This window comes from Anaerolineaceae bacterium oral taxon 439 (assembly GCA_001717545.1).
In the GTDB taxonomy this organism is placed as follows: Bacteria; Chloroflexota; Anaerolineae; order Anaerolineales; family Anaerolineaceae; genus Flexilinea.
Genome location: CP017039.1, coordinates 869,848 through 886,825, shown reverse-complemented (window position 1 = coordinate 886,825; position 16,978 = coordinate 869,848). Strand labels below are relative to the sequence as shown.

Sequence of the window (16,978 nt, the reverse complement as noted above, 5' to 3'; positions counted from 1 at the left end):
CTCCTTTATCCCGCTCCGCCGCCGCTTTTCCCGCTCCGGAGCTCGTCTAAAACCTGCTGTAAAACCTGATTCAGCCGGTCCGTCCCATTTCCGGCGGTTTTCTCCTGCTGCGCGATGAGCGCCGCCAGCCGGGAACAGGTCCGCCCGATCATGTCCAATACCCGGAGCCGGTCGCGAAGCGGAAGTTCCGCTTCTTCTTCTCCCCAGCTCCGCGCCGCGTCCATCTGATCCCCCAATAACCGGATCAGGTCGTCGATCGAATAAGGTTTTCGCGCCAAATTTCCGCTCCTTTCCCGCCGCGCCGGGTTCGCGATCCTTAGAATTTTATTTCTACGTTAAGATACCGCAATTCGCCCATTCGCGCTACTCTGAAAAGTCATAGGGGGGTATCCCGCCGAAACTGAAAGTTCCACGCCGCTTTTCGCCCGGGGCCGCGGTCTCAACGGCTATAATAGTTATTAAGACAGACCACAAAGCAATTCGCATTTTTTACAGCTGTTTTCGACACGAACGACCGTTAACCGATAAAAGATCAAAGGAGCATCCGCGTGAAACTGAATATCGACCAACTGCTGATAGACATGACGATCGAAGAAAAAGCGTCGCTCTGTTCCGGTTTAACCAACTGGCATACCAAACCGATCGAACGGCTGGGAATCCCGTCGATCATGCTCTCCGACGGGCCGCATGGACTGCGCAGGCAGGACCTTTCCAGGAGTGAATACCTCTCGATCCATGACAGCGAAGTCGCCGTCTGCTTCCCGACGGGAGCGGGACTGGCCTGCTCCTTCGACCGCGACCTCGTTTTCAGGATGGGAGCGGCGCTGGGGAACGAAGCCCAGGCCGAAAACGTCCAGATCCTCCTCGGCCCTGGGGCAAATATCAAGCGCTCGCCGCTCTGCGGCCGGAATTTCGAGTATTTTTCCGAAGATCCGGTCGTTTCCGGGGAAATCGCCGCCGCCTGGATCAACGGGATCCAGTCTCAAAACGTCGGCGCCTCGCTCAAGCATTTCGCCGCCAACAATCAGGAAACCCGCCGCATGGCGGTCGACGCCGTGATCGACGAACGGACGCTCCGCGAGATATACTGGGCGGATTTCGAACGCGCCGTAAAGAAGAGCCGCCCCTGGACCGTGATGACGGCCTATAATAAGACGAACGGCGTGTACGGTTCGGAAAACCCGGCCGCGCTGACCGGACGGCTGCGCGACGACTGGGGCTTCGACGGCTTCGTCATGACCGACTGGGGCGCGGTCAACGACCATGTCGCGGGAATCGCGGCGGGCTGCGAATTGGAGATGCCCGCCTCCGGAAGGCATACCGACGAGCTCGTCGTCGCCGCCGTCAGGTCCGGACGCCTTCCGATCGAAACGCTCGACCGCGCCGTGCGCCGGATCCTGACGATCGTCAACCGCGCGCTTTCCGGACGGAACGAAAAAGCCGTCTTTGACCGCGCCGCGGATCATGCGCTCGCACGAGAAATCGCCGCGCAGACGATCGTGCTGCTCAAAAATGAAAATCGGCTGCTGCCGCTCGATCCCGCGCGGAAAATCGCGCTGATCGGCGCGTATGCCGCCGAACCGCGCTATCAGGGCTCCGGCTCGTCGCATATCAACCCCTGGCGGATCGACGCCGCCGTCGAAGCCGCGAAATCGTTCGCCGCGGACGTCCGCTTCGCCAAAGGCTTTAACGATAATACGGACGAGATCGACCCGGCGCTGCGTTCGGAGGCCGTCGCAGCGGCGAAGGAAGCCGACGTCGCCGTCCTCTTCGTCGGGCTTCCGGACGATTTTGAATCCGAGGGGTACGACCGGACGCGGATGACCCTGCCGCGCTGTCAGGATGACCTGATCGAAGCCGTCCGCGCGGTCCAGCCGAATCTTGCCGTCGTGCTGCATAACGGCGCGCCGGTCGAGCTCCCCTGGGCCGACGGCGTACCGGCGATCCTCGAAGCCTATTTAGCCGGCGAAGCCGTCGGCGCCGCCGTCTGCGACGTGCTTTTCGGAAAGGTCAACCCCTGCGCCAAGTTAGCCGAAACCTTCCCGACCCACCTGGAACAGAACCCCTCCGCGCTTTTCTTCCCCGGCGAAGGCGACCGCGTCGAATACCGCGAAGGCGTTTTCGTCGGCTACCGCTATTACGATACGAAAAAGCTGAGCCCGCGCTTCCCGTTCGGTCACGGCCTGAGCTACACGACATTTGCCTATACGAAAGAGCGAATCGATTCCATCGGCGCCGGGCCGACCGTCCGCGTTTCCGTCGACATCGCCAATACCGGCAACCGCTTCGGGAAAGAAATTGTCCAGCTGTACGTCGCCCCGCTGAACCCCGGCCGCCCGCGCCCCGCTCAGGAGCTCCGCGATTTCGCGAAAATTGCGCTCGAACCCGGCGAAACCCAAACTGTCAGCTTTACGCTCGACCGCCGCGCGTTCGCCGTCTGGGAAACGCGGACCGGCGGCTGGTACGTTGACAGCGGGCAATACGAAATCCGCTTTTCCGCTTCGTCGCGCGATATCCGCGCCGCGCTGACCGTCGATCTCTCCGGCGACGCGCCGCTCCCGATCGACGTCACGCCGGATACGCTTCTCGGCGACATGCTCCGCTTCCCCGGCGCGGAAAAGATACTGCGCCCGCTGATCGAAGGCATCGCGCGGACCTTCCTCCCGCCGGACGCCGACCTGGACGCCGAGTTGACGAAGGCAGGCCCGATGGTCCTGAGCATGATGAGCTGGATGCCGCTGCATAGCATGCGGTCGTGGATGCAGGACCGCTACGATCCCGCCGTCATGGAGACCGTCCTTCAGGAATTCGACCGGCTGATGAAGAAAATAACGGAAGGGAATGAAAGGAATTAGCTGATGCCGAAAAAAATCTGTATCGTCGGCGGCGTCGCCGGCGGCGCGGGTACCGCCGCAAGACTGCGCAGGTTGGACGAGACCGCCGATATTATCATCTTCGAACGCGGCGAATACATTTCCTACGCGAACTGCGGTCTGCCGTACCATGTCGGCGGCATCATTGAAGACCGCGCCAGATTGCTGCTGAATTCGCCGGCGTCCATGAAAGAAAGGTTCAATGTCGACGTCCGTGTCCGTCACGAGGTAACCGCGATCGATCGGGAGACGAAGACGATCCGCGTCCTGAACCAGGAAAGCGGCGAGAGCTATGACGAAAACTACGATATCCTCGTCCTTTCGACCGGCTCGCGCCCGCTCGCGCCCCCGATCCCGGGGATCGACGGCGAGCGGATTTATACGCTTTGGACCATCCCGGATACCGACCGGATCATCGCCACGATCGAATCGGTTCAGGCGAAAACCGCCGTCGTCATCGGCGGCGGCTTTATCGGGCTGGAAATGGCCGAAAACCTGCGTCATCGCGGAATCGACGTCACGCTCATAGAAGCCCAGCCGCAGCTCTTCGCGCCGTTCGATCCCGAAATGGCGCTGGCGCTGAACGGCGAGCTGCGGCGGAACGGAGTGGAACTGATCCTCGGCGACGCGACGACCTCGTTCGAGTCTGACAGCGACGGCGTTACGCTGTCGCTGAAAAACGGAAGCACGCTGCGGACCGATCTCGTGATCCTTTCGATCGGCGTCCGCCCCAACAGCGAGTTGGCGCGCGGCGCCGGGCTGGAGCTCAACCCGCGCGGCGGCGTCATCGTTGACGAGCGCCTCCTGACGAGCGACCCGTCGATCTACGCGCTCGGCGACGTGATCGAGGTCCGCGACCGCGTGACCGGCAGTCCTGCGATGATCCCGCTCGCCGGCCCCGCCAATAAACAGGCGCGCATCGCCGCCGACCGGATCCATGGGATCGACTCGGTCTATCCCGGAACGTTTGGCGTCTCGATCGTGAAACTCTTCAGCCTGAGCGCCGCCGCCGTGGGGCAGAGCGAAAAAACGCTCGTACGCGCCGGAAAAGCCGAAGGCGTCGATTATCGGACCGTCCTGATCCGGCAGAGCGACCACGCCGGCTACTATCCCGACGCGACGCCGCTGTATATCAAGCTGATCTTCGCGCCGGACGGGAAGAAAATCTTCGGCGCTCAGGTCCTCGGGAAGAAGGGCGTTGATAAACGGATCGACGTCATCGCCGCCGCGATGCATTTCAACGCCTCAGTCTTCGACCTCAAGCAGCTTGAGCTGGCGTACGCGCCGCCGTTCTCGTCCGCGAAGGACCCGGTGAACATGCTCGGGTTCGTCGCTGAAAACGTCGTCAACGGGCTGGTCTCCTTCGCGAAATGGGATGTCGTCGAGACGCATGACCCCGCGAAGACGGCGATCCTGGACGTGCGCGAAGACTGGGAACGAAAAATCGCGACGATTCCCGGCGCGGTCGCGATTCCGCTCGGGAAGCTCCGCGAACGAATTTCGGAGCTCGACCCGGCGAAGGAGACCGTTGTCTTCTGCGCCGCCGGTGTCCGCGCGAATACCGCCGCGAGACTGCTGACGCAGCGCGGTTTCGCCGACGTTAAAATCTATCCCGGCGGGGAGTTCTTCTACCGGCTGACTCGGGAATAGAAAGCGAAAACCGGCGCGGCCTCCTCTCTTCCGCTTTTATTTAAGTAAGGAAGAAAGCTTCCGCGCCGGTTCGTTCTTTACCTTAATAATCAGCTGGCCGCTGCGCCCGGTTTCCGGCCTATTTTGATGCTTTCGACTTCGAAAGGATATCGAACGCAACCGCGAGAATCACGACGAGACCTTTGACGATCTGCTGAACGTCGATCGACACGCCCATGAGCGACATCCCGTTATTCAGTATCCCCATGATCAGCCCGCCGACAAGCGCGCCGGTAATCGTCCCGATCCCGCCCGACGCTGACGCCCCGCCCAGGTAGCAGGAGGCGATTGCGTCCATTTCGAAGCTCTGGCCCGCAAGCGGACTCGCCGAATTCAGCCGCGCCGAGAAGACGATCCCGGCGACCGCGCTCATGACCGCCATATTGATATAAATCCCATACTTAATATTGCGGATCTTGATCCCGGAGAGCTCGGCCGCTTTCGCGTTTCCGCCGAGCGCGTAAATATGCCGCCCGATCGTCGTATTATTCAAGATAAATGAATAGAAAATCGCCAGAGCCGCGACGATCACCAGGACGAAAGGGATCCCCCGGTACAGCGCCAACCGCCAGGCGACAAGCATCACCGCGGCCGAAATCAGAAGCACTTTAACCAGGATCGCCGCCACATTCGGGACCTTAAACCCATATTGAAGCTTCCGCCGCCGGTCGTCGAGCTGCCCGATCAGGATCAGCGCGCAGCAAAGCGCGGCGATCGTCAGCGTCGTCAGGTTCACCGCCGACTCGATCGAGAACAGCCGCGACAGCCAATCCGGAATATACCCGGAAGAAATCGCGACGAACGAGGACGGCAGCGGCGCGAGCGTCTTCCCCTGAAGAAAGACGAGCGTCATACCCCGGAAAATCAGCATGCCGCCCAGCGTGGCGATAAACGGCGGAAGGTTCACGATCGCGATCCAGAACCCCTGCCAGAGCCCGATGACGAAGCCGGACAGCAGGCAGACGATCAGCGTGAACCAGACCGGCTGTCCCCAGTTGTACATCATGACGCCGGCGATCGCGCCGACGACCGCAACGACCGAACCCACCGACAAGTCGATATTCCCGGTCAGGATCGGCAGCAGCATCCCGATCGCAAGGATCAGAACGTAACTGTTCTGCATGACGATGTTATACACGTTCATCGGACGTCCGAAACGCCCGCCGGTCACGAAATAAAAAAAGACGACCAGGACAACCAACGCGATAATCATCCCATACTGACGAATATTCGAACGCAGCGCTTTATTCTGCTGTTCCATGATTTGTCCTCTTTCTCGTATCGGTTAAAATTGAGTCCATGATTCTTTCCTGAGAAATCTCTTCTTTATCCAGCTCGTCAATAATCCGTCCCTCGTTAAGGACGTAAATCCGGTCGCACATGCCCAGCAGCTCGGGCATCTCGGAAGAAACGAAGATAACCGCCTTCCCGTCCGCGACCAGCTCGTTCATAAACCCGTAAATCTCGTATTTCGAACCGACGTCGATCCCGCGCGTCGGCTCGTCCAGGATTAAAATATCCGGATCGAGAAATAACCCGCGGCTGAGCATGACTTTCTGCTGGTTCCCGCCGGAAAGCGTCCCGGCCGCCTGCCAGATCCCAGTTGAACGGATATTCAGCTTATCGCGGTACTCGCCCGCGACCTTGATTTCCTCGTTCTGATTAATAACGCTGTAGCTGCTGATCGCCTGCAAATTGGCGATCGTAATATTATGGCGGATGTCGTCGATCGCGTTCAGCCCGGCGCCCTTCCGGTCCTCGGTCAGGTACATGATCCCCTGCCGGATCGCGTCGGAAATATTACGGACCTGAATTTCGGCGCCGTCTTTAAGGATCGTCCCGCTGATATTCTTTCCATACGCCCGCCCGAAAACGCTCATGACCAGTTCCGTACGTCCGGCCCCCATTAAACCGGCGAACCCGACGATCTCGCCCCGGCGAACGTTAAACGACGCGCTGTCGATAACCTTCTTTCCCTCGAATTGCGGATGATAAACGGTCCAGTCCCGCACCTCGAAACAGGTCTCGCCGATTTTCGGGACCCGCTTCGGATACCGATCCGTCATCTCGCGCCCGACCATGCCCTTAATAATCCGGGCCTGCGTAAACTCGTCGACCCCTTTATACAGCGTCTCGATCGTCGCCCCGTCGCGAAGGATCGTGATCGCGTCAGCGATCTGCTCAACTTCGTTCAACTTATGGGAAATGATGATGCAGGTGACGCCTTTTTCCTTCATCCCGCGAATCAGGTCGAGCAGGTGCTGACTGTCGCGGTCGTTGAGCGACGCCGTCGGCTCGTCTAAAATCAGGAGGCGGACGTTTTTGGCCATCGCCTTGGCGATCTCGACCATCTGTTGCTTGCCGACGCCGATATCTTTAACCAGCGTTTCCGGATTCTCGTTCAGTCCGACCCGCTTCAGCATCTCGTTCGCCCGATCATGGCATTCGTTCCAATCGATGACCTTCAGCGGTCCGATTCTCCGCGCCGTCTCGTTGCCGAGGAACATGTTCTCCGCAATCGACAGGTAAGGAACCAGCCCAAGCTCCTGATGGATGATGACGATCCCGACCTTTTCGCTGTCCTCCAGGCTACGGAACCTGCATTCCGCGCCGTCAAAAATAATCCTCCCCTCGTAAGTTCCATACCCATACCAACCGCTCAGCACGTTCATCAGCGTTGATTTTCCCGCGCCGTTTTCGCCGACGAGCGCGTGAACCTCGCCCTCCCGAACCTTGAACGTCACGTTATCGAGCGCCCGCACCCCAGGAAATTCTTTCAGGATAGATTGCATTTCGAGAAGAATTTTCTCCATGTATTTCCCCTTTGCCTCGCCAGAATAAAAAAGCCGGACAGCCCCGATCCGCTGAAACGTCCCATGCCGATCCCCACCTGTCCATAAAAACTTCGGCGGACCGTTCAATGATCGCCGTTTCCGGAAGGGGCGTCCGGGTTCCGCCCGAACGCCCCCTTCCGATTCGCTCGCTTACTCGGCTTTGATCTGATCTTCCGTGTAATATCCGGAATCGATCAGCAGCTCCTGATAGTTATCCCGATCCGCGAATACCGGATCGCAGAGATACGACGGGACGACCTTCACGCCGTTATCGTAATCTTCGTTATTGTTGACTTCGACTTCCTTTCCGGCAAGGATCTGATCGACCATGGTAACGGTCCGTTCCGCTAACGTCCGCGTATCCTTGAACACGGACATCGACTGCAGCCCCTTGACGATATTGATCACGTTCGGGATATCGCAGTCCTGCCCCGTCAAGACCGGCCATTTCTCTTTCGTGAACCCGGCGGCGACGAGCGAATTAACGATCCCGATCGCCAGCGAGTCGTTCGGCGACAGGACGACATCGAGCGCCGTACCGTCGGCATAGTAGCTGTTGATCAGGTTATCCATGCGCGCCTGCGCGTCGTCCGAGCCCCAGCCAAGGATCGCGACGGTCTCAAAATCGATCTGCCCGGATGGGTTGACGAGCTTGCCGCTGTCAATAAACGGCTGGAGAACGTCGATCGCGCCCTGATAGAAAAGGTGCGCGTTGTTATCGTCCGGAGAGCCCCCGAAATATTCAATATTGAACGGGCCGTCCGCGTTTTCGAGATCGAGCGCGTCGACGATATAGTTACCCTGGAACGCGCCGACGCGATAATTATCGAACGACGTGTAATAATCGACGAACTCGGTCCCGGTAATCAGGCGGTCATACGCAATGACCGGAACGTTGTTATCGTGCGCCGTGCGTAAAACCTCGCCCAGCGCGCCGCCGTCGATCGAGGCGATGACTAAAACCTGAACGTCCTTGAGGAGCATATTCTCGATCTGAGAAATCTGCGCCGCGACGTCGTTATTCGCATACTCCAGAATAACCTCATATCCGGCCGCTTCGAGCTGCGCCTTCATGTTCTGTCCGTCCTGATTCCAACGCTGCAAGCTGTTCGTCGGCATCGCGACGCCCACCAATTCACCCGCGGCAAGGACCGGAAGCGCGGTCATGAGGACCGCTAACGCCAACAATACAACTAATAACTTCTTCATCAATCGTCTCCTTCAATTTCTGATTTCCCGACGTCGGATGACGTTGGGATTACAATTCCGCCAGCTTCGCGAACGAGCCCTTCAGCTCGCCGTAAAGCTCACGATACAACGGATACGCCCGATCGTAAACGGACGCGTTCGCCGCGATCGGCTCCTGCGCCGGACCGCTTTGAACCAGCGCGGCGCATCCTTCTTCAACCGACGCGAATAACCCCGCGCCCACGCCGGCTAAGATCGCGACGCCCAGCGCCGGACCTTCCTTCGATTCGACCGTCTTCACGGGACAGCGGTAATTATCCGCCAGCATCTGCCGCCAGAGCCGGCTCCGTCCGCCGCCGCCCGTCGCCGCCATTTCGCTCGTTTCAATATTCATCTCACGCAGGATCTGGATACTGTCGCGAAGAGAATAGCTGACCCCTTCCATGACCGCGCGGATCAGGTGCGCGCGCGTATGGATCCCGGATAAGCCGAAAAAGACGCCGCGCGCGTTCGGGTCGAGATGCGGCGTGCGTTCGCCGTTCAGGTAGGGAAGATAAAACAGGCGGTCGGACCCGGCCGCGATTCGTTCCGCTTCTTCGCCCATGACGGCGTACGGATCGACCCCGCGCCGCGCCGCCGCCTCCGTTTCAGCCGTGCAGACGGTATCGCGGAGCCATTTCAGCGACAACCCGGCGGCCTGATGTACGCCCATCACGTGCCACGCGCCCGGAACGGCGCAGCAGAACGTATGCACCCGGCCCTTCGGATCGATCCTGATCGCGGAACTATGCGCGAAGACAACGCCGGACGACCCGATCGTCGTAAACGCCAGGCCGTCCCGGACGACGCCCGTCCCAACCGCCGCGGCCGCGTTATCGCCGGCCCCGCCGACGACCAGCGTCCCGACCTTCAGCCCGGTCGCTTCCGCCGCCTGCGAATGAATGACGCCGGTAACCTCCGGCGATTCGTATACCGTTCCGAGAAGGGCAGGATCGATCTCCAGCTTTTCGAGGACCTCGCCGGACCAGCGCCGCGCCGGAACGTCCAGCAGCTGCATCCCCGAAGCGTCGGAAACCTCCGTCGCAAACTCGCCCGTCAGCTTATATCGCAAATAATCCTTCGGAAGCAGGATCCGCGCGCATTTTTCGTAGATTTCCGGCTGATGATTCCTGACCCAGAGGATCTTCGACGCGGTGAACCCGGTCAGCGCCGGATTGGCGGTTATTTCGATAAGCCGCTCCGCGCCGACTTTCCGCGTCATCTCGGCGCATTCCTGCGCCGTGCGCTGGTCCAGCCACAGGATCGCGCGGCGCAGTACGTCCCCTCCGCGGTCCAGCATGACCAGTCCGTGCATCTGCCCGGAAATACCGACGCCTTTGACCTGCGCCGCGTCCGCGCCGCCGCGCGTCAGGACCGCGCGGATACTGTCCCGCGCGGCGTTCCACCAGTCCTCCGGCTCCTGCTCGCCCCAGCCGTTCCGTTCCTGATACAGCGGATATTCGACCGTCTCGGACGCTACGATCTCTCCCGTTTCCTTAAAAAGGACCGTTTTCGTTCCGCTTGTTCCTGAATCGATTCCAATCAGATAACTCATGCGCCCTGCCCGAACATCACCTGATTCAGAATACCCTCAAGATATTCCTGCCGACCGCTGGCGTTCGTCGAAACGTCGCCGATCTTGAGCGCGTGCGCTTCGAGCTCCTGAATCGTAACGGTCCCGTCGACGATCCTCTTCCCGATCCCATGATCGAAGCTGGCGTAGCGCTCCGCGACAAACCGGTCAAGGCGTCCGTCCTGAATAAGCCTGTCGGCGATCCTAAGCCCCAGCGCCATCGAATCCATTCCCATGATATGACTGATAAAGACGTCTTCGGGCTTAAACGAAGCGCGCCGCGCCTTCGAATCGAAGTTCAGCCCGCCAGTCGTAAACCCGCCCGCCTTCAGGACCTCATACATCGCCAGCGTCGCGTCATACACGTCGTTCGGGAACTGATCCGTGTCCCAGCCGAGGAGCAGGTCGCCGATATTCGCGTCGACCGACCCGAACATGCCTTCCGTCCTCGCCACGCGCAGCTCATGCTGGAACGTATGGCCCGCGAGCGTCCCATGGTTCGCCTCCAGGTTCAGCTTCATGTCCAGCCCATACTTGCGCAGGAACCCGATCACCGTCGCGGCGTCAAAATCGTACTGATGCTTCGTGGGCTCCTTCGGTTTCGGTTCAATATAATACGTTCCCTTGAACCCGATCGAACGGCCATACTCGGTCGTCAGCCTCAAAAACCGCGCCATGTTATCCAGCTCAAGCCCCATATTCGTATTCAGGAGCGTTTCGTAACCTTCCCGTCCGCCCCAGAACGTGTACCCGGCGGCGTTCAGCCGGACGGAAATTTCGAGCGCCTTCTTAACCTGAGCCGCCGCGAACGCGAACGCGTCAGCGTTGCAGGACGTCCCCGCCCCGTGCATGTAGCGCGGATTGCTGAACAGGTTCGCCGTCCCCCAGAGTAATTTCTTCCCCGTCTCTTTCATCAGCCCCTCGATCAGGTCGACGATCCGATCGAGCCGCTGATTGCTCTCGGTCAACGACGCCCCCTCCGGCGCGATATCGCGGTCATGAAACGCGAAATACTCCAATTGAAGCTTGTCCAGAATTTCAAAAAAAGCGCCGACCTTCGCTTCGGCCAACGCCATCGGATCGGTCCTGCCCCAGGTTTTATCCGCGGTCGGGACCCCGAACATGTCCGCGCCGGAAGCGCAGATCGTGTGCCAGTATGCAGCTGAGAATTTAAGCTGATCCTTCATCTTTTTCCCGGCGACAATCTCGTCGGGATTATAAAATTTGAACGCGAGAGGGTTTTCGCTCTTCGGGCCTTCGTATTTAACCTGCGGAATTTCGGGATAATATGCTGTCATCTGATTTCTCCTGTATGGATTTCCGCGGCAAAAAGCCGCTGCAATTATATTAATTCTATAAGCATTTGGGGCCGGCAAACATATACGAAAATCACATTTTCAAGGTGATTTTTTTCATATCAGTTCTTAATCGATGAATCGAATTGTAGAAATCAGGCGCGTCTCTCCGCCGTCGGGGCGCCTCGATTCAGGAACAGCGCGCCCAGATTCATCAGCCCGATCAGGATAACGCCATACTGAAAGCGCATATCCTGAGCCACGGAAATCATCATCATCAACCCGCACTGCAGCAGCGTTGGCGCGGCGATCAGCAGCAGCCGCCCGCGCCGAAAACGCAGCGCCGTCATCCCCGCGATCAGCAACGTCAGCCAGCTCAGCAGCGCCGGACGCCAGAAGATAGAATCCACCGTCCGATTCGCAACGCTCCGCGCGAAAACCTCGAAAAGCGGCTCAACCAGCCACGGCAGCCGGGAATCCTGAACGACGCCGGTACGATTCGGCGTCTCAACCCAGACAAACGATCCATCGCTCAGGCGCATGAACCCGATCCGATACAGGTAGCAGCTCCCTGGCTGAACCTGCCAGATCATCCGGCTCGACGCGAAAAAATGACGCAGCGTCACCCATGGTGCCCGCCTCGTCAGCGACAGCACTGTTTTAAGATTCCGTTCAGCGCTGACCGCCGCCAATTCCCAATCAAACCCGGGCTGCATGCGCATCTTGTTGACGACGCATGAATCGTAAACCCAGGCGTCCGCAGGCGCGATCTCCTCGATCCAGGCCCGATCTTCGTCGGTCGCCGGCGTTCCTGCCTCGAGATGCGCCGCGATTATCTGGACGTAAATCTGATTGACGCCGCCGAAGCCGTTCCGATCGACGTTCAGCGCCGTGTAAAGCGGACCGCGGATCGCCGTGAATAAAAGGATGAAAAGGACGGACGCCTTACCGACGTTCCGCCAGACGCGCCGATCCGCCGCCCACGTCAGGAAGAGCAGCCCAGCCGCGATCGGGAGTCCGTTATGACGATAAAGAGCGGTACCGACGGCGGCGATCCCCAGCCAGACCCAGCGCTTTCCCTGACGGATCGACGCCCCGCCCGTCAGCGCGATTTCCAGTCCGATCAGGTACATCCCGAAAAGCGAGATCGCGAACGGAATATCTTTCCAAATCGTAATCGGCAGGAACAGGTTCGCCGGCGCGAAGGCGAAAAGCAGCGCCAGCCCCCATCCGCCCCAGCGCGGCAGCCCGTACCGCCGCAGCAGCTCGATCCCATGAGCCGCCAGCAGCGCGATCAGGACCAACTGGGTCAGCGCAACCCACGCAGGAGACAGCTCCAGCGCGGCGAACGGCCGCATCGTCAGCGCATAAATCGCCGGATGCCAGTCGCTGAAACGCCCGCTGACCGCCTGGCCCCACTGCTCCAGCGAATCCGACGTCATGATCGCCGGATACAGCGTCAGCAGCGACAGACCCCAAACCAGCGCCATCGGTAGCGCATACATGAACCACGTTTTCGACCGGACGAGCGGTTCGGCCGCCGCCGGTTCCCGTGAAACGAAGATCAGGATAACGGTCCAGAAGAGCGCCGATAAGCCCACCCAGAAAGCGGCGAAGACCGCAAGCCGGTTCACGAACGGATCCGGATACGCTCGTTCGATAACCTGAAGCCCCGGCGACTCCGCGAACAGGTCGACGAGCTGAGGATCCTCCGCTTCCCCGTCCCAGATAATCCAAGCCGAACCGAACCCCGGCCCGGTCTCGAATTCAAGAAGAATCCGATGAAAAACCTTGCCCCGCCAGTCAAGCCCGTCGTCGGTCCGGAACCGGTTCAGGCTGTCCGTCGTCCCGGTATTAAATAACGTAAGACGGACCGGCGATCCGTCCGCCGAGCTGACAGTAACCGCGCCCTCCGGAAGCGTCAGGTAGCGGTCCGGAAGCGGAACCGCCCCGATCAGGAGGACCGCCCCCGCGCTCGCCATGCCGAGAAGAACGGTCAGCCGCCGGACGCCCAGCGATAAACGGTGCGCTTTCCTCTGAAGGATCGGATAGAACCGGGAAACCAGGATCAGGATCAGTAAGCCCAGCAGGCCTGCCGTCAGGAGGCCCGTTTTCGATATCAGCGGATACGGGATCCACTGAAAATAAACGGCCAGCGTAACAGCCGCGGACAGAACGGGAACCGCGGGCGATCCGATTCCACGAAAAATCCGGCATCCTGATTGCTTCACAATCCTCCTCAAAAAAATCCGTTAACACATAGTATAAAATAAAAAAGCCGGATAACCCGACTTTCACTGTGAGCGGTATAGGACTCGAACCTACGGCCTTCGCGATGTCAACGCGACGCTCTAACCAACTGAGCTAACCGCTCGAACAAAAAGAATTATATGCAAATCATGGATTTAATCAAGGGGCGGCGTAAAAAAAGGCTTTTTCCGACTCAGAGACACGCCTTCATTAATCAAATACAGACCCCATTTTCAGCGCCGGTCCGTTCCAGACGTTAAAATTTGATATGATAAAATGCATACGGGTTCACGTTTTTCTACAAGATCGTGAACCCTGAAAGGATTCATGACATGATCAGCGTCAACCGAAAAATTTGCATTTTCCTGATCCTCGGATTCGCGATCCTCGGATCCAGCGCATGCGCCAATATCCCGAAAGATCCGACCGCGACGCCGACGCTCAGCGACGAAGAAAAGCTCGAATTTTTTAAACAGACCGCCGCCGTTGAAGCCGCAATGACGCAGACGCAGGACGCATTCCTGAACCCGTCGCCGACGCCGCTTCCGACGGACACTCCGCCGCCGCCAATTCCGCCGACGGCGACGATCCCGCCGATCCCGCCGACCGCGACCGAACCGCCCCGCCCGTTCCTGAGCGTCGGGCATAAAAGCTGCTTCCTGAAACACCGCAGCAGCGGCGAAATTACGAGCAGCTTCGTCCCGTTCGATCCGGTCTATATTGAAATCTGTTTCACCAACGACGGATCGGGGACCTGGAACCAGAATTATTACGCGATGGTAACGCTTAACGACGAATCCAATACCAATCCGAGCACGGTCGCCCTCGGGAAAGAAGTCCCGCCCGGCGAAAAAGCCTGTTTCTCGTTCGAATCCAGCGCCGCCGGCTCAAAACTGGGGGAACATTGTTCCACCTTCGCGCTGACCACCGATCAGAACGTAACAATCGGCGAAGGGTTTATCACCTGCTGCTGGACGGTGCATTGATCGATTTTTCAGGAGCATCCCTCAAGGAAGGAACGCCATGAACTTCACACTGAAAAGAAAACATCTCATATGGATCGGATTCGCGATCGCGCTGATCGTTACAATCGCCGCCGCGGTCCAGCCGCAGCTGTCGATCGACGAACAGAACCTGATCGTCAACGCCGTGATACAGACGCTGAACCCTGCACAGATGGCGGCCGATATCGCCGCAACCGTTGAAGCGAACGTTCTCGCGAAATCAGGCGGAAGCGCCGCGCCCGTCACGGACACTGTTGAAAACGCCGGCGCGGCGGCCGAAACGTCGACGGATGTCGCCGCGAGCGGCCCCTTCCCGGGGCTCCACGCGAAATTCGTCAATTCCTACGCCTATACGACCGGCGAATCGGACGAAAACGGCGGCCGCGTTTTCTCGTCCGAATATATTCCGAACGCACTGTTTAACTTTGACGTCGTCTTCGAAAACGACGGAACGATCCCCTGGCCAGCGCAGATCGAAATGCGCAATACCGGATCGGTCAGCACGTACACCGGTCATCGTGAAAACGCTATCGTCGATACCAGCGCCGACCCCGTCCTGCCCGGCGAACGGCAGGGATTTACCATCGCTGCGCATGGGTCCGAAGAGCTCGGCTGGCATACGTTTTATTTCCAGCTGTACGACGCGATTTCGGGGAGCATCATCGCCGGCGGCAATGGGTCGTTCTCCTATTTAGCCAAATAATCAAGCTGCGGTCGATATGCTTCAGCCTGCCCCGTCAATATGTTCGCACACAATCATACGATAAAACGGTGCTCGACCCTAAGCAGTGTATTTTATGTGCCGGGTGTTATCATCGCTGCCCGGCACAGGCTACCATACATCCTTATATAGAAGTTGCGAGAAAAAGCCTCCGGACGGTTTTGCAGAGTTTGAAACACTACATGCTGCCATTTATCAACAGAACTGATATTCGCTGAATATAGAATGGAAAAGTTATATTATAGAAGAATTTGGCAGCATACCGATAACTTTAATTTTACGCGTTATAAAAGCCACCATTAATATATAAAATGAGGTATAATTATTATGATAAACAAAGCAAATATTTATGAACAGCTTACAGCGCTCCCTTATCTCTCAGCTTATCAGCAACTGATACAGGGCGCCATCGAATTAGATGTCTTTTCTGAGTTGGAAAATCCGATCACTGTAAAAGAACTGTCTGAAAAAATGAACTGGGATGAGGGCAACACCTTCAATCTTTTGAAAGGTTTGTATAGTCTTGGTTACCTCAAACGAAAGGGAGATACATTCTGCAATATACCTGAAACTGCAAAATATCTTGTCAAGGGTAAGCCTGCCTATATGGGAAGTGTGCTGGCATTTTTCTGCAACAATCAAGGAATGACGCTTGGCGATGTGGCGCAGCAGGTTAAGGAAGGTCCTAAACCGATGGAACAGACACAACAGTCGATGGATTTTGCATCTTATGGTGAGGCGATGCGTGATGCTCAATCAGGAATACGCCAATATGAACTGTTAGAAATTCTCCGATCCCTTCCCGAATATAAATCCATTCACAAAATATTAGATCTCGGCTGTGGTGCAGGTTGTCTCGGAATTGCAATCATACAGGATGTGCGTAACCGTACGGGAGTTCTTTTTGATAGGCCGGATATGCAGCCCCTTATTGAAGAAACCGTAAAACTTTCCAATATGCAAGAGAGCGTTTCCGTAAAAACCGGGGACTTTATAAAAGATGATATTGGCAGTGGGTATGATCTGATCCTCTGTTCATCCATTATGTTATTCGCCATTGCAGGCAGTGCGGATTTTTTTGCAAAATTGAAAAAAGCGCTGAATCCGGGAGGAGTAGTTGTGTGCCTGAATGAAGGAATTGAACCGGATTATTCAGGCCCGTGGGATATGATTTTAGGCTATATGGCTTTTAATTTACAGGGAATGCCGATAGGTGTAATCAAAGGTCAGGTTGCTGACACAGCAAAAGCCGGCGGGTTTCATTCCATAGAAAATCGTAGTGTGCTCCTTAGTACTGGAATGCACGATATCAATATTTTGAGAAATGAATAGCGGATTTAATTTATAATTTTTACAAGGAGATTTTAAAGAATCAAGGGCAACCTCCGTTTTTATCTATATGAATAAAGGAGCGGAAGTTCAAATTCAATCATAAAGTATGAAATCGCGGCGGTATCGGGGGGGATATCGCCGTATTTTTTCCGTCATTCCAATACCACACTAAAATCGGGA

12 protein-coding genes and 1 tRNA gene are annotated in these 16,978 nt (G+C 57.5%); 5 read left to right on the top strand and 8 right to left on the bottom strand.

Translation table 11 applies throughout. The annotated features are described in order from the left end of the window. Positions 1–5: 5 nt before the first annotated feature. The gene (locus tag BEQ56_04070; protein AOH42723.1) at positions 6–278 is read right to left on the bottom strand and encodes a hypothetical protein; all 273 of its coding nucleotides are present in this window, start codon (positions 276–278) and stop codon (positions 6–8) included. Between the two features lie 270 nt (positions 279–548). On the opposite strand from BEQ56_04070, the gene BEQ56_04065 reads away from it, so the two are divergent. Both BEQ56_04065 and BEQ56_04060 read left to right on the top strand, forming a co-directional pair. Beyond that, entirely contained in the window at positions 549–2,855 is a 2,307-nt protein-coding gene (locus tag BEQ56_04065; protein AOH42722.1) for a glycosyl hydrolase, read from the top strand. A 3-nt stretch (positions 2,856–2,858) separates the two neighbouring features. Next, entirely contained in the window at positions 2,859–4,523 is a 1,665-nt protein-coding gene (locus BEQ56_04060; protein AOH42721.1) for a CoA-disulfide reductase, read from the top strand. A 118-nt stretch (positions 4,524–4,641) separates the two neighbouring features. On the opposite strand, the gene BEQ56_04055 is transcribed toward BEQ56_04060, so the two are convergent. The 7 genes from BEQ56_04055 to BEQ56_04025 all read right to left on the bottom strand — a co-directional run bounded on the left by BEQ56_04055 (position 4,642) and on the right by BEQ56_04025 (position 13,865). Then, entirely contained in the window at positions 4,642–5,823 is a 1,182-nt protein-coding gene (locus BEQ56_04055) for an ABC transporter permease (protein ID AOH42720.1), read from the bottom strand. Further along, the gene (locus tag BEQ56_04050; protein AOH44395.1) at positions 5,807–7,375 is read right to left on the bottom strand and encodes an ABC transporter ATP-binding protein; all 1,569 of its coding nucleotides are present in this window, start codon (positions 7,373–7,375) and stop codon (positions 5,807–5,809) included. The genes BEQ56_04055 and BEQ56_04050 overlap by 17 nt, the downstream gene beginning before the upstream one ends. 171 nt (positions 7,376–7,546) lie before the next feature. Beyond that, positions 7,547–8,605: an ABC transporter substrate-binding protein gene (locus BEQ56_04045; protein AOH42719.1), complete on the bottom strand. Its 1,059-nt coding sequence runs from the start codon at positions 8,603–8,605 to the stop codon at positions 7,547–7,549. A gap of 49 nt (positions 8,606–8,654) precedes the next feature. After that, positions 8,655–10,178 (bottom strand): xylulokinase, encoded by a 1,524-nt coding sequence (locus BEQ56_04040; GenBank protein AOH42718.1) that lies wholly within the window; start codon positions 10,176–10,178, stop codon positions 8,655–8,657. Further along, on the bottom strand, positions 10,175–11,494 hold the full coding sequence (locus BEQ56_04035; protein ID AOH42717.1) for a xylose isomerase: 1,320 nt from the start codon (positions 11,492–11,494) through the stop codon (positions 10,175–10,177). The genes BEQ56_04040 and BEQ56_04035 overlap by 4 nt, the downstream gene beginning before the upstream one ends. A gap of 152 nt (positions 11,495–11,646) precedes the next feature. Then, on the bottom strand, positions 11,647–13,722 hold the full coding sequence (locus BEQ56_04030) for a hypothetical protein (GenBank protein ID AOH42716.1): 2,076 nt from the start codon (positions 13,720–13,722) through the stop codon (positions 11,647–11,649). Positions 13,723–13,791: 69 nt separating this feature from the next. After that, a tRNA-Val gene (locus BEQ56_04025) sits at positions 13,792–13,865 on the bottom strand. A 208-nt stretch (positions 13,866–14,073) separates the two neighbouring features. Between BEQ56_04025 and BEQ56_04020 the strand changes: the two genes are divergently transcribed. From BEQ56_04020 to BEQ56_04010, 3 genes are all read left to right on the top strand, one after another. Continuing rightward, the gene (locus BEQ56_04020) at positions 14,074–14,727 is read left to right on the top strand and encodes a hypothetical protein (protein ID AOH42715.1); all 654 of its coding nucleotides are present in this window, start codon (positions 14,074–14,076) and stop codon (positions 14,725–14,727) included. Positions 14,728–14,764: 37 nt separating this feature from the next. Continuing rightward, entirely contained in the window at positions 14,765–15,448 is a 684-nt protein-coding gene (locus BEQ56_04015; GenBank protein ID AOH42714.1) for a hypothetical protein, read from the top strand. Between the two features lie 345 nt (positions 15,449–15,793). Beyond that, a complete protein-coding gene (locus BEQ56_04010) occupies positions 15,794–16,798 on the top strand; it encodes a methyltransferase (GenBank protein AOH42713.1) in 1,005 nt (334 codons plus the stop codon). The last annotated feature ends 180 nt before the right edge of the window (positions 16,799–16,978 follow it).